Below are 25,101 nucleotides of genomic sequence, written 5' to 3'. Positions count from 1 at the left end.
AGCGTCGGCCGTTTCGCTCAGGTAGAAGGTTGGCGAAGGCCGTAATGACATTGTGGCCACCTGAGGGGGAGATGGCCGGCAGGCCAGATGGGGGCGACGTAGGGCGCAGCGTGCGTGAAGTCTGCGCAGCCCCTCATCCGCCCCTTCGGGGCACTTTTTCCCGTAAACGGGGCGAAGGAAAAAGAGACCTACAGCAACCCGGCCTGCTCGGCCTCGCGCTTCAAATTCTGCCGCGGCCGAGGGCCGATCTGCTGGATCACCAGGCCGGCGGCCAGCGAGCCGAGGTCGCCGCAATCCTTGAGCGAGCGCCCCTGCGTGTAGCCGTGGAGGAAACCGGCAGCGTAGAGGTCGCCGGCGCCCGTCGTGTCGACCAGCTCGCGGATCTTGGTCGCCTCGATGACCACGGTCTCGTCGCCGCGCACGATCACCGAGCCCTTCTCGGAGCGGGTGATGGCGGCGAGCTTGCAATCCCGGCGGATCTGGGCGAGCGCCTCGTCAAACGACGAGGTCTCGTAGAGCGACTTGATCTCGTGGCTGTTGGCAAAGACGATGTCGACCGTGCCCGAGCGCATCAGGTCGAGGAACTCTGCGCGGTAGCGGTCGACGCAGAATGAATCCGACAGCGTCATCGACACTTCACGGCCGGCGGCGTGTGCGTGGGCGGCGGTCATGCGGATCGCTTCCTTGGCCAGCGGCGGGTCCCACAGATAGCCTTCGAAATAGGTGACTTTGGCGCCACTCGCCTTGTCGGCCTCGACGTCGTCTGGGCCGAGCTCGACGCAGGCGCCGAGAAACGTGTTCATCGAGCGCTCGCCGTCGGGCGTGACGAGGATCATCGAGCGCGCCGTCGGCGGGGTGCCGTCAAGCGGTTTGGTGTCGAAGGCGACGCCCTGGGCGCGGATATCGTGGGTGAAGACCTCGCCGAGATGGTCGCGGGAAACCTTGCCGAAATAGGCGGCGCGGCCGCCGAAGCTGGCGATGCCGGCAGCCGTGTTGCCGGCGGAGCCGCCGGAGGCCTCGATCGCCGGGCCCATGCGCGAATAGAGCAGCTCGGCGCGCTCGCCGTCGATGAGGTTCATCGCGCCCTTGATGATGCCGTTGTCGGTGAGAAAGGCTTCGTCGCATTGCGCGATGATGTCGACGATGGCGTTGCCGATGCACAGCACGTCATATTGGCTCATCAGGGTCTCCGCAGCACTTTGGCCGTAAAAGGGGCCGACGGGTCGGCAAAACGGATTGCGTTTAGCGGCTCGCGGCCCGTTTGCCTACCCGGCAATTTGGCGGGCCCGCGCTTGAGGCCGGCCGTGCGGCACCTTATCTCAGGGGCCGAACAGGGAGCGACCACGCCAACATGATCCTCGACGCCGCCCGCGCCGCCGCAAGCCAGCTCTTCACGGCCGAGTTCCGCAGCGTGTTCTTCAAGACGCTGGGGCTGACGATCCTTGCGCTGGTGGCGCTGTGGTTCGGCATCCGCGAAGTGTTCGACTGGCTTGCCATGCCATGGATCGACGCCATGCTGCCCGGCCTGCCCTCGTGGACCGGCTGGCTCGGGCTGATCGCGGCTGTTGTCGCGGGTATCGGCCTGGCGCTGGGGCTGGCGCTATTGATTGCGCCCGCCACGGCCATCGTCGCCGGCCTGTTCTTGGACGACGTCGCCGAGGTCGTCGAGAAGACCAACTATCCCAATGACCGCCCGGGCCGGCCGGTGCCGGCCTTGCGCGCCCTGGTTCTGGCGATCAAGTTCTTCGGCATCGTCATCCTGGGCAACATCGTGGCGCTGTTCCTGCTGTTCGTGCCGGGCGTCAACATCGGCGCCTTCTTCCTAGTCAACGGCTATCTGCTCGGCCGGGAGTTCTTCGAATTCGCCGCCATGCGTTTCCGCTCCGAGCAGGACGCCAAGGATTTGCGCCGCCGCAACGCCGGCACGGTGTTTTTGGCGGGCCTCGTCATTGCCGCCTTCCTCGCCGTGCCGATCCTCAACCTTCTGACCCCGCTCTTCGCGGCTGCGATGATGGTGCATCTGCACAAGAGCGTATCTGTTTCCGAACTCAGGACGGCCGGACTGCGGGCGTGACGATGACCGATCAGTTGTCGCGGCCGAACATCGCCTGCAGCTTGCCGTAGGGTATGCCGTCGCGGGCGAATTCGAACGTGCCCTGGCCCAGCATCTCGCGCGACGCCCGCTCCATCATGCCGAAGGCGTAGCTCGTCAGCTTGGAGCCGAGCGAAATGCGTTTCGCACCCGCCTCGGCCAGAACGGCGACGGAGAAGCTGGGTACGGCCAGCACGTTGACTGGTTTGGTGACCGAGCTGCACAGGATACGGATCATCTCCACATCGGTGATCCCGGGCGCATAAAGCACGTCGGCCCCGGCCTTTTCGAAAGCCTGCAGCCGCTTGATCGTGTCGTCGAGGTCGGGTCGGTTCCAGAGGAAATTTTCAGAGCGTGCCGTCAGCACGAAATCGTGCTTCAGCGCCCGCGCCGCCTCTGCGGCCGCGGTGATACGCTCCACTGCATGCGAAAAATCATAGATCGGCCGGTCGGCCTCGCCGGTGTGGTCCTCGATCGAGCAGCCGGCAAGGCCCGCGGCTTCGGCCGCGAAGATCGTCTCGGCGGCACTTTCGGGGCTGTCGCCCTTGCCTTTTTCGAGGTCGGCCGACACCGGCAGGCCAGTGGCATGCGCCATGTCGCGGCAGTGGTGGATCATCGCCTCGAAGCCGACGTCGCCGTCGGGCAGGCCGCGCGAGAAGGCGAAGCCGGCGCTTGTCGTTGCCAGCGCCTCGAAGCCGAACGAGGCAAGCAGCTTGGCCGTGCCGACATCCCACGGATTTGGAATGATGAAGGCGCCCGGCGCCTCGTGAAGTTTCCGGAAGACTGCGCCCTTGTCCATGTCATCGCCCTCGAGCTGAACCGACAGGGGGCGAGTGTAGACTGGAGTGCCGAAGGGCTCAAACCCTGTTTCAGCCGATCGGGATCAGTCCCGCCAGCTTGCGCATGTCGTCGAACAGCACGGCCCCGCTGGCAGCCAGCCCGTCGCGGTCGGAATGCGGATCGCCGTGATAGCCGAACACCCGCATGCCGGCGGCGGCACCGGCCTGTGCGCCAGCGACGCTGTCTTCAATGACGACGCAGTCGGAAGGCTCAAAACCCATTGTGCCGGCGGCATGGAGGAAGAGGTCGGGGAAGGGCTTGCCGCGCTCGACCATGGTGGCCGAAAACAGCACGTCGCGGAAATAGGTGAGCAGCCCGGTCTGGCCGAGCGTCATGTGCATCTTGTTGACGCGCGCCGAAGACGCCACGCAATAGGCGATACCGGCGGATTGCACCGCCGTGACGAAGGTCTCGATATGCGGGATGGCCTGCACGCCCGTTTCGAACAGCTCGGGCAGCTCGCGATACCAGCGCTCGACGAAGTCGGGGCCGAGGCTGACGCCTGTTGCCTCGACCTCCTTCTGCACCGACACCAGGCTGCGGCCGACGAACTGCTTGCGGCATTGCTCGTAGCTGACGGGATAGCCGGCTTCGCTCAACCAGGCCGACAGGCGGCGGTTGGCCAGCGGCTCGGTGTCGACGAGAACGCCGTCACAGTCGAAGATGACGAGCTTGGGCGCGCTCACGCGGTGCCCGTCGAGCCGAAGCCGCCGCTGCCGCGCGTCGTGTCACCGGCGAGGTCGCGCTCCTCGACCTGGGCGCGGGTCACCGACGCAATGACGATCTGGGCGATGCGCATGCCGCGCTCGACATAGAAGTCCTCGTCGCCATGGTTGATCAAGAGCACCTTGACCTCGCCGCGATAGTCGCTGTCGATGGTGCCGGGCGTGTTGAGGCAGGTGATGCCGTGCTTGAAGGCGAGGCCGGAACGCGGCCTGATCTGGCCTTCGAAGCCCATGGGGATTTCGAAGACCAGACCGGTCGGCACAAGCGCGCGCTTGCCGGGCAGGATGAGCATCGGCCGGTCCTCGGGGACGGCGGCGCGCAGGTCCATGCCGGCTGCGCCCGTGGTCTCGTAGGCAGGCAGCTGCAGGTCGCCTGCATGCGGCAAACGAACGATCCCGACGACGGGGGCGGAAGAATTTTCGGAGGCGGATTTCATGGCGGCGATCCTATGGGACGGTGCTCGGAGAACGTCAATCCCGATCTCCACGCTGCGCGCCTGCAAGGACAGGCCTGTGTGGTTTTTGCATGACGGAACTCATGTGAACCTTTGCCACAGCCGCGACACAAACGGATGGCGAAGCTCGGCAGAGTGCGATTCCGCGCATTTACGATTTTTTATACGTGCTGGCCGAGTCTGGACTTGGTCTTGAGCCCGCCTTGCGGGCCGAAATTGAGGTCGATGCGCGATGTGCCGGTGGGCCGCCTATCTCGGTGAAGAGGTCTTTCTCGAAGACATCGTTTCCGCACCGTGCCATTCGCTGATCGCCCAGAGCCACTGCGCCGAGGAAGCGAAGTCGCCGACCAATGGCGACGGCTTCGGGCTCGCCTGGTATGGCGACCGGCCCGAACCCGGCCTCTACCGCGACATCCTGCCGGCCTGGTCGGATCCCAATCTCAAAAGCCTGTGCCGCCAGATCAAGTCGAGCCTGTTTCTGGCCCATGTGCGTGCCGCGACAGGCGGTGGCACCAGCCGGGCCAATTGCCATCCCTTCATCTCGGGCCGCTGGAGCTTCATGCACAATGGCCAGATTTCCGGCTTCGAAAAGATCCGCCGCCGGCTGGAGGCCGCCGTCTGCGACACGCTCTACGACCAGCGCCAGGGAACGACCGATTCCGAATTGTTCTTCCTGCTGATGCTGGAGGAGGGGCTGGATGCCGACCCGCAAGGGGCGGTGGCTCGGGCCACATGCCGCGTCGTCGAGGCGTCGGAAGCCGCCGGCATGACCGCCTCGTTCAAGCTGACGGCGGCGTTCAGCGATGGCGAAAGGCTGTTTGCGGTGCGTTACGCCACCGATGCGCATGCACCGACCCTCTACACGCGTGACGGGGCCGCCGGCCGCTGCATCGTCTCCGAGCCCTTCGACCGCGAAGGCGAAAGCTGGCAGGCCGTGCCGCCGTCGAGCTTCGTCACCATGACACGGCAAGGCATGACGGTCAGTCCGTTCGAGCCGGCCTCAGCGAACCGGGCGGTAGCCGCGGAGTGACGGGCTTCTTGGCCCCGCGCTTCTACCTCTAACTCTCCAAGCGAGGGGCAGGGCGGCCTTCGCTCAGTGATGCGCCAGTGCCTTGTTCATCGGTTCCCAATACATCTTCGTCCAGCCTTCATCGAGCATGGCGCGGGCCGAGCGCGGATAGCCGTTCTGGTCGAAGACGAGCCGGGTGCCGCCGGCCTCGGCTTCGAGTTCGAAGCGGACGACCGAATAGATACCCTCAGCCCAATGCCTGGAACGCCACGCCTGGACGATGCGGCGATTGGGCACCAGCTCGAGGTTGCGAGCTTCGATGTCGCCACCGAAGATCGACACCTCGCCGCCCTCATGCGTCGAGATGTGGGCCGAGAGCCCACCCGTCATTGCCTGGAAACGCGCGGCGTTGAGAAGCAGATCGTAGATGTCCTTCGGCGTGCCCCTGAGATGCACTTCCTGGTGAATGGTCACGGTGACCTCCCTGGATCTGGACAGCGCTTTTGGGGATATTTTCGGCCTGTCGCCGGTGGTCGTCAATCGAACATGCGGCGGGCACTCGCCGGAACATCCGCCAAGCCGAACGTGCGCGCGCCTGCGTCCGAGGACGCCGGTCTCACCATTTTGTGCTGTAGAGGCGGCCGACTGGAGAAACTCCTGACAGCTCCCTGGCAGGAGCCAAGTTGTACTTTGGCGTCTCGATTCGTATCTGCGCAGGAAGCCGCTGCATTCGAACGGATGCACGGGGTCGGCGCGGGGGCGCGCTAGGGACAAGAGAGTAGATGACGGAAGACCAGACGCAGGCCGCACCGGCGCTGAAGGAAATCTTCGACCGTGCCCGGTTCGGGCATATCGCCAACGAGATGGCGGCGATTTCGCCTGACTTTGACGGTGAACGCTTCACGGCACTGGCGACTGACAATCTCGACGCGCTTGGCATCATGCAGAGGCTGCGGCAGACGGCCGAAGCCCTGCACGGCGCGCTGCCCGACAATTTTGCCCGCTCGGTCGAGTTGCTCGGCGAGCTCGCGCCGCGCATCGGCCATGGCTTTGCGTCGATCGTGCTGGCTGAATTCGTCGCGCTTTATGGCAGGGCGCATTTCGAGCGCTCGATGGAGGCGCTGCATTATTTCACCCGCTTCGGTTCGGCCGAGTTCGCGATCCGCCATTTCCTCGCTGACGATTTTGGCCGTACCCTCAAGGTCATGCGCGGCTGGGCGCTCGACGGCAACGAGCATGTGCGCCGCCTCGCCAGCGAAGGGTCGCGTCCGCGCCTGCCTTGGTCGTTCCAGCTGAAGAACCTGATCTCCGACCCGTCGCCGACCGTGCCGATCCTCGAGGCGCTGAAGAACGATCCGAGCCTTTATGTGCGCAAGTCGGTGGCGAACCACCTCAACGACATCTCCAAGGACAATGCCGGCCTGCTGGTCGAGCGGCTGGCGCGCTGGGACATGAACGACAGGAACACCGCCTGGATCGTGCGCCATGCCTTGCGGACGCTGATCAAGAAGGGCGATCCAAGGGCGCTGGAGCTGATCGGCACCACCGGCAAGCCCAAGGTCGATGTCCAGGCATTCGCGGTGACGCCGGCGTCGATCGCACTCGGCGGCCGCATCGCGCTGAAGACATGCATCGTCTCGACCGCCGCCGAGCCGCAGCAGCTGGTGGTCGATTATGCCGTCCACTATGTGAAGAAGGCCGGAGGCACCTCGAAGAAGGTGTTCAAGCTGAAGGAGATCACCCTGCCGCCGACGGGCCGCAAGGAGCTGGAGATCAGCCAGGCAGTCCGCGACTTCACCACCCGCAAGCATTATCCCGGCCACCATCGCGTCGAGCTGATTGTCAATGGCGAGACGGTCGCCGAGGGCGGTTTTGACCTGCGCGGATAAGCCGGGTCTCAAGTCGGAGGCCGAATTTATATATAAATTCAAAGGCTTGCGAATTCGGCTGAAAACAGCCATCGATGGATGAAGCGCGTGAGCGAAGTCGCTTGGCGTGTATTTTCATCGAGGATGCGAAATGACCGGCTTCAATTATGTGGGCTCCGGCCCTTATTGCTATGCGAACTCCTTCGCTATGATGTTCGGCGCGGCGGCGCCGTCTCCTGCGGTCGTCGAATTCGCCACGTCGAGCCCGTTCGGCATGCAGCTGATCGGCGGTTTGATGCCTTTCTTCGATCCTTATGGCTGGGATCCCGAGAAGGGCTTTGCCGACGCGCTTGCGGCACTTGGCTGGACCACCGAAGTGTCGAGCGGCGGCGATGAGGACGAGGCGCTTGCCCGGCTGCGGGCAGCACTGGCCGACGGCCCGGTGTGGATCGGTCCGGTGGAGATGGGGCATCTGAGGCACCAGCCCGGCATGCGTGGCCCGATCGAGGCCGACCACTATGTCGTCGTCCTGGCGCTCGAGGATGGGCGGGTGCTGATGCACGATCCTCAGGGCTATCCTTATGCCGAGCTGCCCGTGGCCGACTTCATGGCGGCCTGGAAGGCGGCGACGCTGACCTATGGCACGGCCTTCACCATGCGCACCCGCTTCCGCCAGCTCGCCGTGCTGACCGAAGCCGAGACGATCGAAGCGTCGCTGCCGGCGGCGCGGCGCTGGCTGTCCATGTCAGATGCGGGTGACATGCCCGAGGGCAGCGTTGGCAATGGAGCAGCAGCCGAGCGGCTGGCCGACATGATCGAACCGGGTTGCGACAACGGCCTGCGCGGCCACATGATCCACTTCGCCGTCCGTGTCGGCGCCCGCCGCGCCAACGATGCCGCCACCTGCCTGGAACGCATCGGCCACAAGGACGCGGCGAGCGTGGCGGCCATGCAGGCGCGGTTGATCGGCTCGCTGCAGCATTCGCTTGTCGTCGGCGACGACATCAGGGCTGCCAAAGCGCTCAGGGCGTTGGCGCCGACCTATGGCGAGTTGCTGGCCACGCTGTAGCGTCGTGGACAGGCGCGGCATCGGCTGCTAGAAGCCGGCGCATCACATGGATTCCTGAAAATGGCTGAAGACATCGAAAAGGCGGTGGCGCGCCGCCGTACTTTCGCGATCATCGCGCACCCTGACGCCGGCAAGACGACGCTGACCGAAAAGCTGCTGCTGTTCGGCGGCGCGATCCAGCTCGCCGGCGAGGTCAAGGCCAAGAAGGACAAGATCCAGACGCGCTCGGACTGGATGAAGATCGAGCGTGAGCGCGGCATCTCGGTCGTCACCTCGGTGATGACCTTCGAATATGGCGACAACGTCTTCAACCTGCTCGACACGCCCGGCCACGAGGACTTCGCCGACGACACCTATCGCACGCTGTCGGCTGTCGACAGCGCGGTCATGGTCATCGACGCCGCCAAGGGTATCGAGCCACGCACGCTGAAGCTGTTCGAGGTCTGCCGCCTGCGCGACATCCCGATCATTACCTTCGTCAACAAGATGGACCGCGAGGCCCGCAACACCTTCGAGATCCTCGACGAGATCGAAGAGAAGCTGGCGCTCGACACCGCTCCGATCACCTGGCCGATCGGCCAGGGCAAGACCTTCTCCGGCACCTACCACCTCGCCGAGAACGCCGTGCGCCACGGCGACGATGAGAAGGAGCGGACGCCGGTGCATGGCCCGGATTCCAACCGCGCCGCCGGCCTTCTGCCCGACAACGACCGCCCAGCCTTCATCGAGGAGCTGGAGCTGGCGCGCGAGGCCTGCCGGCCGTTCGACCTCCAGGCCTTCCGCGAAGGCCATCTGACGCCTGTCTATTTCGGCTCGGCGCTCAGGAATTTCGGCGTCCGCGACCTGATCGAGGCTCTGGGCGATTTCGGTCCGGCGCCGCGCGCCCAGGAAGCCGACACTCGCAAGGTCGAGGCGACGGAAGAGAAGATGACGTCGTTCGTCTTCAAGATCCAGGCCAACATGGATCCCAATCACCGCGACCGTATCGCCTTTGTCCGCGTCTGCTCGGGCGAGCTCAAGCGCGGCATGAAGGCCAAGCTGGTGCGCACCGGCAAGCAGATGAGTCTGTCGGCGCCGCAGTTCTTCTTCGCCCGCTCGCGCATCACCGCCGACGAAGCCTATGCCGGCGACGTCGTCGGCATCCCCAACCACGGCACGCTGCGCATCGGCGACACGCTGACCGAGGGCGAGGACATCCTGTTCCGAGGCGTGCCCAACTTCGCGCCCGAAATCCTGCGCCGCGTCCGTCTAGGCGACGCGATGAAGGCCAAGAAGCTCAAGGAAGCGCTGCAGCAGATGGCCGAGGAAGGCGTGGTGCAGCTGTTCCAGCCCGAAGATGGCTCGCCGGCCATCGTCGGCGTCGTCGGCGCGCTGCAGATCGATGTGCTCAAGGAGCGTCTCAACGTCGAGTACACACTGCCCGTCGACTTCGAGATGTCGCGCTTCTCCGTTTGCCGCTGGATCAGCGCCGACGACAAGGCCGACCTGCAGCGCTTCGTTGAAAGCCATCGCGGCGACATCGCCCGCGATCTCGACAACGATCCGGTCTATCTCGCCCAGCACGAGTTCTCGCTCAACTACGAGGCCGAGCGCTGGAAGATGATTCGTTTCGCCGCGATCAAGGACTATCAGGTCCGCACGTAGTCCATGCTCCCGCGCCTTCCGGGATAGAGCTGATTTCGGGTCGACGCGCGGGCCGGCGGCACCCTGTTGCCGTTCCGTCGCAAGGCTTTCGTCATTCCGTCATGCAAATCGCTTAACTCCCTAGCCGGCGCTGGCCGGCAGGGCGGGGGCTCTGCTATTTGGAGGAAATGACGTCGCATGATGGTTTCAGCATTGATCGAGCGTGAATTGACCCGGGTGGGCTCTCCTGTGCGCAACGGCGTGTTTGTCGCCGTGGTCGGGCCGAGCGGCGCCGGCAAGGACACGCTGATTGCCTATGTGCGCGACCGCCTGACCGATGACGACCATGTCGAGTTCGCCCGCCGCGTCATCACGCGCAACAGCGACGGCGCCACCGAAGATCATGACACGCTTGAAGACGCTGCCTTCGTCGAGGCTGAAGCCGCCGGCGCCTTTGCGCTGTCGTGGGAGGCGCACGGCCTGCGCTACGGCATCCCGGCTGCCGTCGACGAAGCCATTTCCAACGGCCATGTCGTCGTTGCCAACACCTCGCGCGGCATCATTCCGGCGCTGCGCGACCGTTACGCCAATGTCGCTGTGGTCGAGATATCGGCATCGCCCGACATTCTCGCGACGCGGCTCGCCGCACGCGGACGGGAATCGCGGGGCGAGGTGCTGGCGCGCCTTGCCCGCACCGTGGCGCACGACCTCAGCGGCCCGGGCCATGTGCAGATCGACAATTCCGGCTCACCCGAGATCGCCGGCGAGAAGTTCCTCGCCGTGCTGCGCAAGGCCGTCGCCTATTCGGATGTCTCCGGGCTCGTCTGACTTGATTGCGTAAGGTATTGCTTACGTTTATTGCAAGTCAGATGCGCAGCATGTGGTTGTCCCAGACATAGTCTGGACGCTCTGCCTGCTCGCCGTCGGGGGCGACGATGAGGCCGCCGCCGGTTGTAGCTAGAAAGCCGTCGCGGTCGGGCGCAAGCCCGCAGACCTCGACCAGATCGTTCTTGGCCATCACCTTGCCGGTCTTCGCCTCGATCATCGCCCATGCGTTGCCTTCCGGCGACGAGACGGCAACCAGCCCGGCGTCGCGGTTTGCCGCCACTGAGCCGATATAGTTGCGGAAGCCGCCGAGGATGTCGTCTGGCATCTCCAGCATGGAAAGTTCCTCGCCGCGCCTGGCACGGCCGACCAGAAGTGGCCTTTCGCTCGCCGGACCCTCGTGCTGGCAGCCGAACCAGACGGTGCCCTCGGCGTCGATGTCCATGTGCCGGATCGACAGCTGGTGCAGCTTCTCGGGCAATTCGTGCTTTTCGAGGAGGTCGCCGGATACGCGGTCGACCAGCACGAAGGACGGCTTCATGGTCGGGATGTTGAGTTTGGCGCGACCAAAATCCGGGTGGGTCTCGATGCCGCCATTGCAGATGGCAAGTGTCCTGCCGTCGCCGAGCAGGATCAGTTCGTGCGGGCCGACGCCATGGGTCGGGAATTCGCCGGTGCGGCGGAAGCCGTCGCGGGCGTCATAGACGCCGACCATGCCGGCCGCGTTGTCGAAATCGTTCTCGGTCACATAGAGCAGCGCCCCGTCGGGCGAGAACACGCCATGGCCGTAATAATGGCGGCCGGCGATGCTCGGAATGGTCAGCGGTTGGTCCCTGCCGGTGTGGTCGAAGACCAGCATGAAGGTGCCGGGCTGGCGGGCAAAGACCACCGACTTGCGCGAGATGGGATCGAAGGTCACGTCATGTCCGCGCTCGGGCAAAGCGACGCTGTGCAGGATCTTGCCCGCCTCGGACATCACCGCGACGCCATACTCGCCGGTGCGCGCTTGGTAAGCGGTGGCGAACATAGCGTCGGTTTCGAGCGCCAGCGCGCGTTTCGCAGGCGCGAGCGACATCAGGAAGGTCGTGCCTGCGGCCTTGAGGAAGTCGCGGCGGTCGAAGAGTGGCGTGCGCAGTTCTTGTTTGAGCATGATCTTGTCCGAAAACCGGCGTCCACTTTTCGGGATCATGCTCTCAGTCGCCGTCCAGCGACGAGAAGCCGGCGGTCAGCCCGAGCGCGCTCGACAGACGGGTGCCGAACAGCTCCGACAGGCTCGATGTGACGACGCCGAAATAGGTGAGCTTGGCGCGCTTGTCGGCATCCGCCAGCGCTGCGTCGATAGGGCCGGTGATGCCCGCTACCGCGTTCTGGCCATTGGCGAACTCGAAATCGATCGACTGGGCGATCCACTGGGAATCGTCAGGCAGAAGCGAACCGAAATGCGAGGCGTCGAACAGCGCCTTCATGCCTGCGAGGTTGCCGCCGAGCGAGGCGGTCGTACCTTCCGAGCGCCAGTAGAGCGCCTGTTTCGGCTTGTCGGCGGAAGCCTCCTTGCCAAGGAAACCACCAACGCGCACATCGCGGACAAGCTCCAGTCCGTTGACATAGACCTCGAGCAGCGCGGTCGCCGCTTCCGAGGCAGTGCGGTAGAGCGGGTTCTGCGGCCCGGGATGCTGCCACTGGCTGGCAAAACCTTTGTCGTCACGCCAGGCTGCATCGACGTCGGTGGCGATCGTGCCGATGTTGCCGGCGATAGCCTTGCCATAGGCGCAGCGATAGGCGGCCGATGTGCCGGCAAGCTCGTCGGCACCGGTGCCGAACAGCACGAATTCGAGCGCGCCGAGGCCTTGCATCGCCACGCTCTTGTCGCCGAGCTTGGCGGCGTCGGTTGCTGTTTCGTCCTTGTCGGACAGGGCGGCCTGCACCTGTTTCAGACCGGTGCCCTTGCGGTCCGGCCAGAACAGCATGCGCTCGAGACGGTTGTGTTCGGTGATCGGGCCGAAGCGGATGATCTCGATTTCCGACCAGGTCACCGTCGTCTTGGAGAAGGCCGCACGCGCCGCCGCAAGATTGTCTGCCGACGGTGCGGCGCAAAGCGCCTCGACGCTCTTTCCGAGTGCTGCCGTGACCTCCACGAGCCGGCCATAGGCGGGGCGGATGAAGCCGTCGATGGCGTCGGCGATCACTTTGTCCGATGCCTGGTTGGCGTGGGCGGCAGCGGGCAGTGCGACCAAGAGGGCAAGCGATGCTGCAAGGACGGATCTGGCCATCAGAGCGACTCCAGGAATTTGATCAAAGCGTTGCGGTCATCGGCGGGAAGCGCTGCGAAGCGGTCGCGTGCCGCCTGTCCCTCGCCGCCGTGCCACAGAATGGCTTCGGTGAGGTTGCGGGCGCGGCCGTCATGCAGGAAGAAGGTGTGGCCGTTGACCGTCTGGGTCAGGCCTATGCCCCAGAGCGGCGGCGTGCGCCATTCGCGCCCCGTGGCATCGCCGACCTGCTGGCCGTCGGCCAGCTCCTCGCCCATGTCGTGCAGCAGGAAGTCGGAATAGGGCCAGATCAGCTGGAAGGCCTGCGCCTTGTTGGGCGCGTCGCGGCGGGTGACGAATTTCGGCATATGGCACGAGGCGCAGCCAGCCTCGTAGAACATCTGCTTGCCACGCAGCACTAGCGGATTGTCGATGTCGCGGCGGGCGGGCACGGCGAGGTTCTGCGAATAGAAGGTGACGAGATCCATGATCGGATCGGGCGCCTCTACCGGTCCAAGCCGCTCTTGTACGCCGTTGGGCATGGCGAGGCAGTCGGCCTGGGCTTCGGTGCAGTCGCCCCAATGGTGCGGCACTTCAGGCGTCGAGATGCCGATGTCACCGGCAAAGGCATCTGCCGACTGCTGGCGGATCGTCGGCGTCTGCGCCTTCCAGCCGAAGCGCCCAAGCGTCAGTTCGCCTGTCTTCTTGTCGCGCACGATCGAGGCCCTGCCGGAGATGCCGTCGCCGTTCTTGTCGTCCGGATCGGCATTGGCGAGGATGTCGGCGGGATGGATCTGCTCGACCAGGCCAAGGCCGATCATCGCCGGCGTAACCCGCGGCGACAGTGTCGTTCTCGGATCCATCGGACCGTAGCCAAGATCGGAGACCGAATAGCTCGGCCAGCGCAGCGTCAGATGGGTGCCGTCGGGGAGTTCGACCGGGACGGTCTGGTAGGAAATCACCATCCGGCCTTCGCCCTTCAGACCGGGCACGGCGAGGTCCTGGAACTGGCTGCCATAGACCGGGTCGGGGAAATTCAGGACGCGCCGGTCGGCGACGGCTGCCTTTTCCTCGTCGGTTTCCGCCACGCGTGCGAGGCGCAGGAACATCGAGGTGGCGTCGGCATTGCCTTCCGGCGGATGGCCGCGGCCGTCCTTGAGGTGGCAGCTCTGGCAGGCGCGCGCATTGAACAGCGGCCCGAGGCCGTCAGAGGCCTGTGTCGACGATGGCGACGACACCCAAAGTTTGGTGAAGAAGCCGTTGCCAAGTTTGAAGTCGCCTTCTTCCTCGAAAGTGATGTTGGCGGAGGATTGTGAGAAGGCGTCTCGGTTGGCGCTTTTCTTGGAGGTGCCGGCACCGCCCTGCATCAGCTCGAACTGCTCGGGCTTCGAAAAATCGGTGGTCGGCCTGACGATCTTGTCGACGCGTGCCTTGTCGACAGGCTTGAGATCTTGGCGTTCGGTGGCGAGCCCATCCGGAACCGGCTCGCCGGCGACCGAGGGAACGGCAGCGCCGAGAAGCAGCAGGCCGGCAACGAAATTGCGAAGTGCCGGAGCACTTCGCTTGTCGTGTGTCGTGGGGGTGCAGGTGGGCGCACCCGGTAGCATGCGGCGCGTCAGAGGGAAGGTGCGCCGCATTCCGGCATCCTATTCGGCCTTGTCTGCGGTCTCGGCGTTGAGCTGACCGTACTTCTCTTCGCCGATCTCCCCGAGTAGCTGCAACTGCGTCTCGAGGAAGTCGATATGGCCTTCCTCGTCGGCGAGCAGCTCCTCGAAGAGCTTCATGGATACGTAGTCGCCGTGCTGCTGGCAGACATCGCGTGACTTCTTGTAGGAGGTGCGGGCGTCATATTCGCCGGCAAGATCGCTTTCGAGCACTTCCTTGACGTTCTGGCCGATGCGCAGCGGCGCTACCGACTGCAGGTTGGGATGGCCTTCGAGGAAGATGATGCGGGCCACCAGCCGGTCGGCGTGGCGCATCTCTTCGATCGATTCTTCGCGTTCCTTCTTGGCGAGCTTGCCGTAACCCCAATCTTCGAGCAGGCGGTAGTGAACCCAATACTGGTTGACCGCGCCGAGTTCGAGGAAGAGGGCTTCGTTAAGCCGCTCGATGACCTGCTTTTCGCCTTTCATTGAATCTGCTCCCAAATTGGACCCGCAACTCTTTCACACGGTCCATGTGTGAAACGATGTCGCCTTCACCCGCCTCCGTACGGGTATGGTAGGCTTCGGTTACCCGAATGATCGTTTCGACCACATTTGGAAAGCAGCCGCAACAGCGCCCGCGCTTTTGCAGCGTGTGATAGACCTTGGCAGGCACGATCAGCGACCAGGGGTCGCCGTCCAGAAGCTCGATGATCGTGTCTTCGATCTCCTTCTGGGTGATCAGGTTGCAGTGGCAGATCAGCATTGCAGGCTCTGGGTGGCTGGCAGCGCACCTCTGCGCGCTGCTTGGCTGAAATTATCTAGGTGCGTGGCACCCTCACTGGAAGACCTTGTCGGGGGAATCGAGGCTGTCCGAACCTTCGAACGCGATCTTGTCGAGCTTCAGGGCCGCTACGGCACGCTCGATCGACTTGGTCTGGTCGACAAGTGCGTCGATTGCCGCCTGGACGGTGGCGTTGCCTTCGACATTGCCTTCGCCGATCTGCTGGTCGTAGGCCTCGCCGGCATCGGCGCGCGCCTTGATGGCTTCCATCTTGGCGACGGTCGTGTCGAGCTTGCCGCTGAGCTCGGTGTCGAGGGCGGCGTCAGTTGCCTTGACCAGATCCGACACCGACGGGCCTTCGACGGTCGAGCCGTCGATGCGCTTGTAGCTGCCGTGATAGGCGTTGCGGATGCCGATCGCGTCGTAGAGATGCGAGATGTGGGTGTTGTCGGAGAAGCAGTCGTGTTCTTCTTCGGGATCGTGGATCAGCAGGCCGAGCTTCATGCGCTGGCCTGCGAGTTCGCCGTAGGACAGCGAACCCATGCCGGTGAGGATGGCCGAGATGCCGGCGTTGGTTTCGCCGTCGGTGAGCGCCTTGCGGGCAGCGCCGTCGGCCTTCCAGTTGCCGACCATCTCCTCGAGGTCCGAGACCAGGAGGTCGGACGCCACCTGGAGATACTGGGCGCGGCGGTCGCAATTGCCGCCGGTGCAGTTGGCCGTGTCGTAGTCGGTGTAGGGACGGTTGCCGGCGCCGGGACCGGTGCCGTTCAGGTCCTGGCCCCAGAGCAGGAATTCGATGGCGTGATAGCCGGTGGCGACGTTGGCCTCGATGCCGCCGGCCTCCTGCAGCGTGCCCGACAGGAGCTCGGGCGTGATCTTCGAGGCGTCGACCTTCTGGCCGTTGATCTCGATCGACGGGTTGGCGATCACATTGGCGGTGTAAAGCGAATTCTCGTCGGACTCGGTGCCGTAGCTCTTGTCGACATAGTCGATCAGGCCTTCGTCGAGCGGCCAGGCGTTCACGCGGCCTTCCCAATCATCGACGATGGCGTTGCCGAAGCGATAGACCTCGGTCTGCTGGTAAGGCAGGCGCGATGCCTTCCAGGCCTCGCGAGCGGCCTTCAGCGTCGCGTCCGACGGCTTGGCGATCAACGCTTCGACGGCAACGTCGAGCGCCTTGGCCGTGGTCAGCGAGTCTTCGTATTTGGCGAGCGCGATGTCGGCATAGGTCGAGATGACAGCCTTGGCGTCGGTGTCTGCCTTTGCCGGCAGCACGAAAACGGCAGCGGTAAGCGCCGTCGTCGCGGCGATCGCAGCGATCCTGCCGAAATGCCGGCTGCGCGAGATGGATGCAGGCATGGTCGTCTCCTCAGTAAACCGAACTGCGCCCGACGGCGCGAAAAAGTCGAGCACCCGCAAGGACTTGCCAGGCTGGAACCGCGAAATCGACTGTTGGCTCAAGGGGGTTGGAGCCTTCGGCGCCCTGGCGGTCCATGCTCCGAATTCGGCTCGGAAGGGACACTGTGCAGGCGTCCGCGCAACCGCGCGGCATCACGAAGGCAGGCACCCTGTTGGCTCCAATCGAAAGGGTTAAAGGCCCAGACATCAAAGACAGGCGCTGTAAAGCACGCCGCCATAAAAGCGGTGTGGCCTGAAAAGTCAACGCATATTCCGGCAAAAAGCGTAGTTGTATCAATAGTTTAGAATTATTCTAAACTGAATTTGTCCAGTTTGCGGGTAGTCTCTTCCGCCAAGCTGTTGATTTGTCGAGACATGGCGCTGGACCCGGCCGCAAGCATCGGGAAGCCGCTGCGACATCAGGTAGCGCCGCGATATGGCGCGGTCAGGGTGTGGCGCGCATGACGGTCCTGCCCGCCTGTCGGCCATGAAATCCTGCCTGTCAGCCATGAAATCACGTCATGGCCTCTTGCGGCGGAGGCCCCTAGCGGTCATTTCGGTAGAGATTTCCTGTGTTGCAGAGGCGAGCATGAAGAACGGTGTGGTGATTGTCGGGGCGGGCCATGCCGGAGTGCAGGCTGCCGCCAGCCTGCGGGAAGAGGGTTATGATGGTCCGGTCATCCTGCTCGGTGACGAGAAGGAACTGCCCTACCACAAGCCGCCGCTGTCAAAGACCTTTATCAAGGACGCCGCCGCCCAGCCGCAGCCGTTGCGCGGCGAGGCCTTCTACACCGGCCATACCATTGATTTCCGTCCGGGCTCGCTGGTCGAACGCATCGACACCGGCGCCAACCGGCTGTCGCTGGCGGGCGGCGAGAACCTCGCCTACGACCACCTGATCCTTGCCACCGGCTCGCGCCCGCGCGTCCTGCCCTTGCCGGGTTCGGAGCTGGCCGGAGTGCTGTCGCTCCGCTCGGTGGCCGATGCGCGGACCATCCGTGACCATAGTGCTGCCTGCGAGGACGTGGTCGTCATCGGCGGCGGTTTTATCGGCCTGGAGATCGCGGCGACGCTTGCCGCCGGCGGCCGGCGCGTCACGGTGGTCGAAGCACTCGACCGGCTGCTCGGCCGCGCGGTGGCGCCGCTGATCGCCGAGCATGTGCGCAAGCGGCTGGAGGCCTCGGGCATCCGCATCCTGCTCAAGACCACCATCGAGCGCCTTGAGGGCGACAGCGGCCAAGTCGCGGCAGCCTTGACCTCATCGGGCGAAAGGCTGCCGGCGAAGATGGTCATCATCGGCATCGGCGTCGTGCCCAATGTCGAGCTCGCCGATGCGGCGGGGCTTGCGATTGCCAACGGCATTCGCGTCGACGGTGCCATGCGCAGCTCGGTCGAAAACATCCTGGCGGTCGGCGACAATGCCAGCTACCGCCACTGGCAGACAGGCTCGGACGTCAGGTTGGAATCGGTGCAGAACGCCACCGACCAGTCGAAGCTCGCCGCCCGCACCATCGTCGGGCATCGGGGCGATTACGCGGCCGTGCCGTGGTTTTGGTCCGACATCGGCGACATGAAGCTGCAGATGGTCGGCCTGACATCGGGCGGCGACAGGCAGATTCTGTCGGGCGACCTGGCCGAGAACCGCTTCTCGGTGTTCCATTTCATCGGCGACCGGCTGGTGGCGATCGAATCCGTCAATCGCCCCGCCGACCACATGCTCGGCCGCAAGATGCTCGGCCTCGGCTTCTCGCCGACGGCGGAACAGGTGGCGGGTGGTGCCGAGGCGTTGAAGGCCGCGCTGGCGGCGCTGCCGGCGGCATAATTCGGCCACGTCGGCGCCTCCCCATCCCCTTCCGGACCTTCTTCCCCTAAAGACCGCGGAGAAGGAGGAAGCTTCTGCGCTTGAGCTGCGCTGTCTGCCGTTTTCTTGGACACGGCCATTTCGGGTTCCGGAGCGGAGGTTCGTCTCGACGCCGATGCCCCCATCTCCCTGTCCTTCATCTGGAATGGATAGGGCGGTGCCGCCCGCGCAGAGGTAGCGTCACCTCGCGCTGACTTCCCGGATCGATGCCTCCAGGATGTCGAGCGCTTCGGTCATCACCTCGTCCTGGATTGTAATCGGCGCCAGGAAGCGGATGACGTTGCCATAGACGCCGCAGGTGAGCAGGATCAGGCCCTTGTCGAGCGCCTTGAGCCTGACGGCATTTGCGAATTCCGCCGAGGGCGTCTTCGTCTTCACGTCGTTGAACTCGACAGCGTTCATGAAGCCTGGGCCGCGGATGTCTGTGATTTCAGGCACGTCGTCGCGCAGCGACTCCAGCCGCTGCTTGAGACGTGCGCCGAGCTGGTTGGCGCGGTCGCAGAGCTTTTCGTCCTCGATGACGTCGAGCACGGCATGTGCTGCGGCGACGCCGATCGGGCTGCCGCCATAGGTGCCGCCGAGGCCGCCGGGATTGGGCGCGTCCATCAGCTCGGCCCGGCCGGTGACGGCGGCGAGCGGGAAGCCGCCGGCGAGGCTTTTCGCCATCGTCATCAGGTCGGGCGCGACGTCATGATGGTCCATGGCGAACATCTTGCCGGTGCGGGCGAAACCGGTCTGCACCTCGTCGGCAACGAGCAGGATGCCATGCTGGTCGCAGATCTTGCGCAGCGCCGTCATGAAGTCGCGCGGCACTTCGTAGAAGCCGCCTTCGCCCTGCACCGGCTCTATGATAATGGCAGCCACCCGCGCCGGGTCGACATCGGCCTTGAACAGGCGGTCGAGTGCTGCAAGCGCGTCGGCAGTGGTCAAGCCATGCAACGGCACGGGGAAGGGCGCGTGGAACACGTCGCCCGGCATGGCGCCGAAGCCCGCCTTGTAGGGCTGCACCTTGCCGGTCAGCGCCATACCCATGAAGGTGCGGCCGTGGAAGCCGCCGGCAAAGGCGATGACGGCCTGGCGGCCGGTGGCGTTGCGGGCGATCTTGATGGCGTTTTCGACCGCTTCCGCGCCGGTCGTGACGAAGATGGTGCGCTTGTCGCCCTTCATCGGCGCAATGGCATTCAGCCTTTCGCCGAGCCGGACATAGCTCTCATAGGGTACGACCTGGTGGCAGGTGTGGGTGAAGCGGTCGAGCTGCGCCTTGACCGCCTCGATGACGCGCGGATGGCGGTGGCCGGTGTTGACGACGGCGATGCCGGAGGAGAAGTCGATGTAACGGCGGCCTTCGACGTCCCAGATTTCGGAGTTCTCGGCCCGATCGGCATAGACCTGGGTCGTCATGCCGACACCGCGCGCGATGGTCTGCATCTTGCGCTGTGAGATTTCGGCGTTTTTCATCGCTCATTCTCCCGCTTGACCGTCGCCAGGGTTTGGCGCCGCTTTGGCCAATGTCTGCACCTCCTGCGGCTTTTCACAAGCTGTCAGTGGTCCGATGGACGTTGGTCCTCCCCAGCCTCGAAAAAATTTCGCATATCGTGTCGGAAGTGCACATATCCATGCGTCTTACACATGAAGGAAACAACCGATGCTCTACGCCATCCTTTGCTACAACAACGAAGACGTCGTCTGCGCCTGGTCCAAGGAGCAGGACGACGAGGTGATGGAGCGACTTGGCGTTGTCACGGGCAAGCTCCGCGAGCAGGGCAGGTTGGGGCCGGTGGCCCGGCTGTTGCCGACGACCGCTGCCACCACCTTGCGCAAGGCCAAGGATGAGCCATTCGTGATCGATGGGCCTTTTGCCGAAACCAAGGAACAGCTCCTCGGCTTCTACGTCGTCGATTGCGAGACGCTCGACGATGCCGTCGATGTTGCCAGGGACCTGGCGGACGCCAATCCCGGCATCGGTTCATATGAATTGCGCCCCATCGGCGCGTTTTTCCCTGGAAGACAAACTGCATGACCGACCCGGCCTGGATCAACACGGCTCTCTCCTCCGCCCGGCCGCAGGCCGTGGCAGCTCTGCTGCGCTATTTCCGCGATCTCGACACCGCGGAAGAAGCGTTCCAGGAGGCCTGCCTGCGTGCGCTGCGCACCTGGCCGGAAAAGGGACCGCCGCGTGATCCGGCCGCCTGGCTGATCTTTGTCGGCCGCAATTCGGGCATCGACGTCGTCCGTCGTCGCAGCAAGCAGGCGCCGTTGCCGGCGGAAGAGCTTTTGTCCGACCTCGACGACGTCGAGGACGACATGGCCGACCGTCTCGACGGCGCGCATTATCGCGACGACATCCTGAGACTGCTGTTCATCTGCTGCCATCCCGACCTGCCGGCGACCCAGCAGATCGCGGTCGCGCTGCGCATCGTCTCGGGCCTTTCGGTCAAGCAGATCGCTCGCGCCTTCCTCGTCGGCGAAAGCGCCATGGAACAGCGCATAACCCGCGCCAAGGCGCGCATCGCCAATGCCAACGTGCCCTTCGAGGTGCCCGGGCCGGTGGAGCGCTCCGAACGGCTGGCGGCGGTGCTGGCCATGGTCTACCTCGTCTTCAACGAAGGCTATTCCGCCGGCGCCACTGAAATCACCAACCGCGCGCCGCTGTGTGAGGAGGCGATCCGGCTGGCGCGGCTCTTGCTGCGCCTGTTCCAGACCGAGCCGGAGGTGATGGGGCTGACGGCGCTGCTGCTTCTGCAACACGCTCGCGCCGACGCGCGTTTCGATGCCAATGGCGATCTGGTGCTGATGGACGACCAGGACCGCACGCTGTGGAACCGGGCGCTGATCGACGAGGGCCTGGCACTGATCGACAAGGCGATGCGCCATCGCCGACCCGGCCCCTATCAGATCCAGTCGGCCATTGCCGCACTCCATGCCCGTGCCGCGCGCCCCGAGGATACAGACTGGGCCGAGATCGACCTGCTCTATTCCGTGCTGGAATCGATGATGCCGTCGCCCGTCGTGACGCTCAACCGCGCCGTCGCCTTCGCCAAGCTGCGCGGGCCGGAAGCGGCATTGAAGCTGATCGAGCCACTGGCCCCGAAGCTCTCAGGCTACTTCCACTTCTTCGGCGTCAAGGGCGGCTTGCTTATGCAGCTCGGCCGTGACGAGGAAGCGCGCGAGGCCTTCGGCCGGGCGATAGCGCTCGCCAATACGGCGGCCGAGGCGGCCCATATCCGCATGCATCTCGACCGGCTTTCCACGTCTTCGCCGGGATTGGTAAAGGCGGACACTACGGCGGCAAGCCGTCAACTGCGGTAGCAGCGCAGGAAGGTCACCCGCGCAGCGAGGAGCAAAACCCCAGCGGTTAGGGTTCTCTGCATGTGTTCGCTTCAGTTGTGTCGACTACCAGCGCAGCCAATATGGGAAGTGTCGGTCGTCACCTTCATTGGTCGAAACCGGCAGCGGCGTCTTCTTGTCGGCCGGGACGTCGACGACCTTGCGATAGAGGTGCCATGTCGCGTGACCGAGCACCGGAATGACGATGGCGAGACCCGCCAGGAACGGCAGTGACCCGATCAACAGCGCGACCGCGACGATCAGTCCCCATAAAAGCATCGGCACCGGATTGCCCACCACCGCCCGCACCGAGGTCTCGATCGCAGCATAGACGCCGACATCGCAGTCGAGCAGCAGCGGAAAGGCGACGGCGGTGGTGCAGAGCACCACCAGGGCGAACAGGAATCCGATCAGATTGCCGAGCACAATCAGCGTCCAGCCGCGCTGGGTGGTGAAGAGGTCGCCGAAGAACGCTGCCGTCGACTGCGGGGCATCAGGTCCGTAAAACGAGGTGTAGAGCGCCTGCGCGACCAACAGCCAGGTGACGAAAAGCGCCAGCAGCATGATGCCGATAACCACCATCGCAGGAATGGCCGGCGATTGCCTGACATCGAACACATGCCACCACGACGTGTCGAGATTTTGCTCACGTCGTCGGCTGATCTCATAGAGGCCGATGCCGAAGAACGGTCCGAGCAGGGCAAAGCCGGACATCAGCGGGAAAATGAGCTGCAGCGCATTGCCGCCCGATGTCCATGTGATCAGGAACACGCCGACGATCGGGTAGATCAGGCACAGGAAAACGTAATGCGACGGCTTGTCCCAAAAGTCGCCAAAGCCGCGTCGCAGTGCGTCAAACACATCCGCGACTGATATCCGGCGGATGGCGGGATGCTCGATCGTATTGGTAGCGCCTGCGTACACATGGAAGCTTGCCATGACCACTCCTCCTTTGGAGCGGGTCGCGGTCCGGGCCTGGCATGAGCGTCACGCCAAACCGCGACCTTCACCATTGCAAAATATAACGTATTTTGAGCGATTTTGCGACCTTGGCCGACCGCGTCCGGGGGGCGTGCGAAGTGCTCCGCCCGGCGGCAGGGTTCTCAGTTGCCGCAGTAGCGGCGCGGGAAGGTCGAGATCGCTCGCGCGGCGATGTCGGTGCCCCGCGCGAGCGCCTCAGCGAGCGTCCGGCCCTTGGCCAGGGAAGCCAGAAACGCGGCGTTGAAAGTGTCGCCGGCGCCGACCGTGTCGATGACCTCGACCTTGGGCGATGCTGCGTGGAAATGCGTTCCGGCCCCATAGGCATGCGCGCCCTGCGCTCCGTCCTTCACCACCAGTGTGTGGCCGGGGCCGACGCGCTCGATGAGCAGGGCGACGGCCGTATCGAGGTCGTCCAGCCCTGCCAGCCCCTTGGCTTCCTCTGCGTTGATCAGCGAAATGTCGGCTGAGGCGATCCAATCGAACATGCGGCGCTTGTTGTCTTCGCTCCACCCAGCCGGCGGCCAGCCGGGATCGATCGCCGTATGCCAGCCTCTTGAGGAAAGCGCCGACAGAAGCTCGATGGTGCCGGCCTCGATCCGTGGCATCAGGTGCCCACCGGAGATCAGCGCAAAGGCGTTGCTATCAGGCGCCTGCGGCAGGCGCTCGACGAGGTCGTCGAGGCTGGCGCGTTGCAGATGGCCCGGTGTGGTGAAGAACACCCGGTCGCCGCCCTTGTGCACGATGCCGACGGTCAGCGTCGTGTCGCCGGGCTCGACGATCCACGCCGTCGATGCCTCGTCGAATTGCCCGCTCAGCCAGTCGCCATTGGGATCGTTGCCGACCGAAGCGATCATTCGGTAGGGCGACTTCATGCCCGAAAGTGCCAGCGCGGTGTTGCCGGCTGAGCCGCCCGGCCGCATCTCGGCGCGGTCGACAACCACTTCGGTGCCGACGGCGGGCCAGCCGTCGACCTCGCCGAGCACGAGATCGACATTGACGTTGCCGAGGATGAGCAAGGCCGGAACGGTCATGAGGCTGCCTGTGGGGATCGCGCGGCCGCCTGATGGCGACCGCTGTTGCGGGTAGCTGGTCGAGACTTTAGGCGCCGCGGCGCGCCACCACGGGGACGTAGTCCTCCAGCTCGGGCGCCGGGAACGACACCGTGCCGTTGATCTCGGCCGAGCGATAGAGGCCCATCAGGATCTCGACCACGGCGAGGCCGTCATGGAAGGTTTCCAAGGGCGTTTCGCCTTTGCGGAAGCGCTCGACCATGTGGCGGTTCTCGTCGGTGTAGCCGTAGACGCCGGCCTCATCCTCCAGCACCGGCATCAGGCCCTGCTCGGCATTCTGCTTCTCGACCAGGTCCTCGCCTTCCTCGCCCTTGACCTCGCGCGACATGAAGATCTTGAGCCCGGTGTTGAGCGAGTTGAACTCCATTGCGTATTCCGGCCCGAGCAGTTCGAGCTGGATGCGCAGGCCCGCACCCACATAGGCCCAGGAGGTGGTGGCCTCGATCACCAGCTCGTTGCCGTCCTCGTCCTCGAGCAGGATGGTGCCGCGGGCGAAATCCTCGGATGGGCGGTTGCGGTAGTCGACATCCGTGCCAAAGCGCTTGCGCAGCTGGTCGGCATAGTTGGGCCGGCTCCACTTCAGCGTGGCGACCGTGCCGCTGACCTGCTTGATGGTCAGCGACTTGCGCGCCGCGCCCGGCTTGGTCAGCAAGTGCCGGGCCACTTCGACGCTGTGGCACATCATGTCGGAGAGCACACCGCCGCCCTGCTTGTCGCCCTGCCAGAACCATGGCTCGTGCGGACCTGAATGTTCTTCGGCGGCGCGCGCCAGATAGGGGCGGCCCGTGGTCGAGGCAGCGCGGCGCCAGACGATGTCCTTGCCGCGGATGACGGGCGTGCAGAAGACCTGGTTTTCGAGATAGCCATGATTGAGGCCGGCATCTTCCGCCAGGCGCAGCATCTCGCGCGCCTCGGCGACGGTGCGGGCAAGCGGCTTTTCGCAGGCGACCGCGATCACCTTGCTGCGCCCGGCCTTCACCTCGGCATGGATGGTGCGCATCACGTCGAGGCGGGTGTAGTTGGGCGACAGGATCCAGATAGCGTCGACATCGTCGGCGTTGACGAGCGATTCCAGACTGTCGTGGCTGGTGCATTCGCCTAGGCCGAGCTCGGCAACGCGATTGGCAAAGCGTGCGCGGTTCTCGGCCTTGCGGCTGAACACGCCTGTCACGTCGACATTGCGCACGCCCAGCATGCCCTTGAGGTGGAATTCCGCAATGAAGCCGCTTCCGACGAAGCCGACGCGCAGCCGTTGTTTGGGCAATCCGGTCATGTGAGGTCCCTC

At 64.6% G+C, this 25,101-nt stretch carries 24 protein-coding genes; 9 read left to right on the top strand and 15 right to left on the bottom strand.

Annotated features, from left to right (window positions below; all coding sequences use genetic code 11):
• Window positions 1-188 precede the first annotated feature (188 nt).
• Complete coding sequence (locus NDO48_RS21395; protein ID WP_018425659.1) at window positions 189-1,181, bottom strand: adenosine kinase; 993 nt, start codon at window positions 1,179-1,181, stop codon at window positions 189-191.
• 170 nt (window positions 1,182-1,351) lie between these two features.
• On the opposite strand from NDO48_RS21395, the gene NDO48_RS21390 reads away from it, so the two are divergent.
• Window positions 1,352-2,074, top strand: a complete 723-nt coding sequence (locus tag NDO48_RS21390; protein WP_018425660.1) for a sulfate transporter family protein — start codon at window positions 1,352-1,354, stop codon at window positions 2,072-2,074.
• Window positions 2,075-2,084: 10 nt separating this feature from the next.
• Here the strand turns inward: NDO48_RS21390 and NDO48_RS21385 are convergent, their stop codons facing one another.
• The 3 genes from NDO48_RS21385 to dut all read right to left on the bottom strand — a co-directional run bounded on the left by NDO48_RS21385 (window position 2,085) and on the right by dut (window position 4,094).
• Window positions 2,085-2,891, bottom strand: coding sequence for an isocitrate lyase/PEP mutase family protein (locus NDO48_RS21385; protein ID WP_018425661.1), 807 nt, complete (start codon window positions 2,889-2,891; stop codon window positions 2,085-2,087).
• Between the two features lie 70 nt (window positions 2,892-2,961).
• On the bottom strand, window positions 2,962-3,618 hold the full coding sequence (locus tag NDO48_RS21380) for an HAD family hydrolase (protein WP_018425662.1): 657 nt from the start codon (window positions 3,616-3,618) through the stop codon (window positions 2,962-2,964).
• Window positions 3,615-4,094, bottom strand: a complete 480-nt coding sequence (gene dut, locus NDO48_RS21375; RefSeq protein ID WP_018425663.1) for a dUTP diphosphatase — start codon at window positions 4,092-4,094, stop codon at window positions 3,615-3,617. Before dut ends, NDO48_RS21380 begins: the two co-directional genes overlap by 4 nt.
• Before the next feature lie 250 nt (window positions 4,095-4,344).
• Between dut and NDO48_RS21370 the strand changes: the two genes are divergently transcribed.
• The gene (locus tag NDO48_RS21370; protein WP_018425664.1) at window positions 4,345-5,142 is read left to right on the top strand and encodes a class II glutamine amidotransferase; all 798 of its coding nucleotides are present in this window, start codon (window positions 4,345-4,347) and stop codon (window positions 5,140-5,142) included.
• A gap of 63 nt (window positions 5,143-5,205) precedes the next feature.
• Here NDO48_RS21370 and NDO48_RS21365 read toward each other — a convergent pair whose 3' ends face one another.
• Window positions 5,206-5,595 carry an SRPBCC domain-containing protein gene (locus tag NDO48_RS21365; RefSeq protein WP_018425665.1) on the bottom strand — a complete coding sequence of 130 codons (390 nt, stop codon included), beginning with the start codon at window positions 5,593-5,595 and terminating at the stop codon, window positions 5,206-5,208.
• A 308-nt stretch (window positions 5,596-5,903) separates the two neighbouring features.
• Here NDO48_RS21365 and NDO48_RS21360 point away from each other — a divergent pair, with 308 nt between their 5' ends.
• The 4 genes from NDO48_RS21360 to phnN all read left to right on the top strand — a co-directional run bounded on the left by NDO48_RS21360 (window position 5,904) and on the right by phnN (window position 10,509).
• Window positions 5,904-7,010, top strand: a complete 1,107-nt coding sequence (locus tag NDO48_RS21360; RefSeq protein WP_018425666.1) for a DNA alkylation repair protein — start codon at window positions 5,904-5,906, stop codon at window positions 7,008-7,010.
• Window positions 7,011-7,140: 130 nt separating this feature from the next.
• The gene (locus NDO48_RS21355) at window positions 7,141-8,058 is read left to right on the top strand and encodes a hypothetical protein (RefSeq protein ID WP_018425667.1); all 918 of its coding nucleotides are present in this window, start codon (window positions 7,141-7,143) and stop codon (window positions 8,056-8,058) included.
• 60 nt (window positions 8,059-8,118) lie between these two features.
• Window positions 8,119-9,702, top strand: coding sequence for a peptide chain release factor 3 (locus NDO48_RS21350; RefSeq protein WP_018425668.1), 1,584 nt, complete (start codon window positions 8,119-8,121; stop codon window positions 9,700-9,702).
• A 177-nt stretch (window positions 9,703-9,879) separates the two neighbouring features.
• Entirely contained in the window at window positions 9,880-10,509 is a 630-nt protein-coding gene (phnN, locus tag NDO48_RS21345; protein ID WP_018425669.1) for a phosphonate metabolism protein/1,5-bisphosphokinase (PRPP-forming) PhnN, read from the top strand.
• 37 nt (window positions 10,510-10,546) lie between these two features.
• On the opposite strand, the gene NDO48_RS21340 is transcribed toward phnN, so the two are convergent.
• From NDO48_RS21340 to NDO48_RS21315, 6 genes are all read right to left on the bottom strand, one after another.
• Complete coding sequence (locus tag NDO48_RS21340) at window positions 10,547-11,641, bottom strand: DUF1513 domain-containing protein (protein WP_026226735.1); 1,095 nt, start codon at window positions 11,639-11,641, stop codon at window positions 10,547-10,549.
• A gap of 58 nt (window positions 11,642-11,699) precedes the next feature.
• The gene (locus NDO48_RS21335; RefSeq protein WP_267322308.1) at window positions 11,700-12,776 is read right to left on the bottom strand and encodes an imelysin family protein; all 1,077 of its coding nucleotides are present in this window, start codon (window positions 12,774-12,776) and stop codon (window positions 11,700-11,702) included.
• A complete protein-coding gene (locus NDO48_RS21330) occupies window positions 12,776-14,389 on the bottom strand; it encodes a di-heme oxidoredictase family protein (protein ID WP_018425672.1) in 1,614 nt (537 codons plus the stop codon). Before NDO48_RS21330 ends, NDO48_RS21335 begins: the two co-directional genes overlap by 1 nt.
• Before the next feature lie 9 nt (window positions 14,390-14,398).
• On the bottom strand, window positions 14,399-14,884 hold the full coding sequence (gene bfr, locus NDO48_RS21325) for a bacterioferritin (RefSeq protein WP_018425673.1): 486 nt from the start codon (window positions 14,882-14,884) through the stop codon (window positions 14,399-14,401).
• Entirely contained in the window at window positions 14,850-15,161 is a 312-nt protein-coding gene (locus NDO48_RS21320) for a (2Fe-2S)-binding protein (RefSeq protein WP_018425674.1), read from the bottom strand. The genes bfr and NDO48_RS21320 overlap by 35 nt, the downstream gene beginning before the upstream one ends.
• A 72-nt stretch (window positions 15,162-15,233) precedes the next feature.
• Window positions 15,234-16,538, bottom strand: coding sequence for an imelysin family protein (locus tag NDO48_RS21315; RefSeq protein WP_051091930.1), 1,305 nt, complete (start codon window positions 16,536-16,538; stop codon window positions 15,234-15,236).
• 628 nt (window positions 16,539-17,166) lie between these two features.
• On the opposite strand from NDO48_RS21315, the gene NDO48_RS21310 reads away from it, so the two are divergent.
• Complete coding sequence (locus NDO48_RS21310; RefSeq protein ID WP_018425676.1) at window positions 17,167-18,399, top strand: NAD(P)/FAD-dependent oxidoreductase; 1,233 nt, start codon at window positions 17,167-17,169, stop codon at window positions 18,397-18,399.
• A gap of 219 nt (window positions 18,400-18,618) precedes the next feature.
• Here NDO48_RS21310 and NDO48_RS21305 read toward each other — a convergent pair whose 3' ends face one another.
• Window positions 18,619-19,896 carry a 4-aminobutyrate--2-oxoglutarate transaminase gene (locus NDO48_RS21305; RefSeq protein ID WP_018425677.1) on the bottom strand — a complete coding sequence of 426 codons (1,278 nt, stop codon included), beginning with the start codon at window positions 19,894-19,896 and terminating at the stop codon, window positions 18,619-18,621.
• A 187-nt stretch (window positions 19,897-20,083) separates the two neighbouring features.
• On the opposite strand from NDO48_RS21305, the gene NDO48_RS21300 reads away from it, so the two are divergent.
• Together NDO48_RS21300 and NDO48_RS21295 are read left to right on the top strand one after the other, a co-directional pair.
• Window positions 20,084-20,458 (top strand): YciI family protein, encoded by a 375-nt coding sequence (locus NDO48_RS21300; RefSeq protein ID WP_018425678.1) that lies wholly within the window; start codon window positions 20,084-20,086, stop codon window positions 20,456-20,458.
• Entirely contained in the window at window positions 20,455-21,747 is a 1,293-nt protein-coding gene (locus tag NDO48_RS21295; protein ID WP_267322307.1) for an RNA polymerase sigma factor, read from the top strand. The genes NDO48_RS21300 and NDO48_RS21295 overlap by 4 nt, the downstream gene beginning before the upstream one ends.
• An 84-nt stretch (window positions 21,748-21,831) precedes the next feature.
• Here NDO48_RS21295 and NDO48_RS21290 read toward each other — a convergent pair whose 3' ends face one another.
• From NDO48_RS21290 to NDO48_RS21280, 3 genes are all read right to left on the bottom strand, one after another.
• The gene (locus NDO48_RS21290) at window positions 21,832-22,704 is read right to left on the bottom strand and encodes a DUF2189 domain-containing protein (RefSeq protein WP_018425680.1); all 873 of its coding nucleotides are present in this window, start codon (window positions 22,702-22,704) and stop codon (window positions 21,832-21,834) included.
• A gap of 164 nt (window positions 22,705-22,868) precedes the next feature.
• On the bottom strand, window positions 22,869-23,777 hold the full coding sequence (locus NDO48_RS21285) for a carbohydrate kinase family protein (RefSeq protein ID WP_018425681.1): 909 nt from the start codon (window positions 23,775-23,777) through the stop codon (window positions 22,869-22,871).
• 67 nt (window positions 23,778-23,844) lie between these two features.
• Entirely contained in the window at window positions 23,845-25,089 is a 1,245-nt protein-coding gene (locus NDO48_RS21280; protein WP_018425682.1) for a Gfo/Idh/MocA family protein, read from the bottom strand.
• Between the last annotated feature and the right edge of the window lie 12 nt (window positions 25,090-25,101).

Source organism: Aminobacter sp. MET-1, assembly GCF_026521175.1.
Taxonomy (GTDB): domain Bacteria; phylum Pseudomonadota; class Alphaproteobacteria; order Rhizobiales; family Rhizobiaceae; genus Aminobacter.
This window is presented reverse-complemented; position numbering and strand designations above follow the sequence as displayed.

Bases quoted from the DNA above. Each gene is read 5' to 3' on its own strand.
- NDO48_RS21295 (WP_267322307.1), top strand. From the start codon at position 20,455: ATGACCGACCCGGCCTGGATCAACACGGCTCTCTCCTCCGCCCGGCCG.
- NDO48_RS21300 (WP_018425678.1), top strand. From the start codon at position 20,084: ATGCTCTACGCCATCCTTTGCTACAACAACGAAGACGTCGTCTGCGCC.
- NDO48_RS21390 (WP_018425660.1), top strand. From the start codon at position 1,352: ATGATCCTCGACGCCGCCCGCGCCGCCGCAAGCCAGCTCTTCACGGCC.
- NDO48_RS21335 (WP_267322308.1), bottom strand. From the start codon at position 12,776: ATGGCCAGATCCGTCCTTGCAGCATCGCTTGCCCTCTTGGTCGCACTG.
- NDO48_RS21360 (WP_018425666.1), top strand. From the start codon at position 5,904: ATGACGGAAGACCAGACGCAGGCCGCACCGGCGCTGAAGGAAATCTTC.
- phnN (WP_018425669.1), top strand. From the start codon at position 9,880: ATGATGGTTTCAGCATTGATCGAGCGTGAATTGACCCGGGTGGGCTCT.
- NDO48_RS21330 (WP_018425672.1), bottom strand. From the start codon at position 14,389: ATGCGGCGCACCTTCCCTCTGACGCGCCGCATGCTACCGGGTGCGCCC.
- NDO48_RS21285 (WP_018425681.1), bottom strand. From the start codon at position 23,777: ATGACCGTTCCGGCCTTGCTCATCCTCGGCAACGTCAATGTCGATCTC.
- NDO48_RS21355 (WP_018425667.1), top strand. From the start codon at position 7,141: ATGACCGGCTTCAATTATGTGGGCTCCGGCCCTTATTGCTATGCGAAC.
- NDO48_RS21310 (WP_018425676.1), top strand. From the start codon at position 17,167: ATGAAGAACGGTGTGGTGATTGTCGGGGCGGGCCATGCCGGAGTGCAG.
- NDO48_RS21315 (WP_051091930.1), bottom strand. From the start codon at position 16,538: ATGCCTGCATCCATCTCGCGCAGCCGGCATTTCGGCAGGATCGCTGCG.
- NDO48_RS21370 (WP_018425664.1), top strand. From the start codon at position 4,345: ATGTGCCGGTGGGCCGCCTATCTCGGTGAAGAGGTCTTTCTCGAAGAC.
- NDO48_RS21290 (WP_018425680.1), bottom strand. From the start codon at position 22,704: ATGGCAAGCTTCCATGTGTACGCAGGCGCTACCAATACGATCGAGCAT.
- NDO48_RS21350 (WP_018425668.1), top strand. From the start codon at position 8,119: ATGGCTGAAGACATCGAAAAGGCGGTGGCGCGCCGCCGTACTTTCGCG.
- dut (WP_018425663.1), bottom strand. From the start codon at position 4,094: ATGAAATCCGCCTCCGAAAATTCTTCCGCCCCCGTCGTCGGGATCGTT.
- NDO48_RS21385 (WP_018425661.1), bottom strand. From the start codon at position 2,891: ATGGACAAGGGCGCAGTCTTCCGGAAACTTCACGAGGCGCCGGGCGCC.
- NDO48_RS21320 (WP_018425674.1), bottom strand. From the start codon at position 15,161: ATGCTGATCTGCCACTGCAACCTGATCACCCAGAAGGAGATCGAAGAC.
- NDO48_RS21280 (WP_018425682.1), bottom strand. From the start codon at position 25,089: ATGACCGGATTGCCCAAACAACGGCTGCGCGTCGGCTTCGTCGGAAGC.
- bfr (WP_018425673.1), bottom strand. From the start codon at position 14,884: ATGAAAGGCGAAAAGCAGGTCATCGAGCGGCTTAACGAAGCCCTCTTC.
- NDO48_RS21395 (WP_018425659.1), bottom strand. From the start codon at position 1,181: ATGAGCCAATATGACGTGCTGTGCATCGGCAACGCCATCGTCGACATC.
- NDO48_RS21305 (WP_018425677.1), bottom strand. From the start codon at position 19,896: ATGAAAAACGCCGAAATCTCACAGCGCAAGATGCAGACCATCGCGCGC.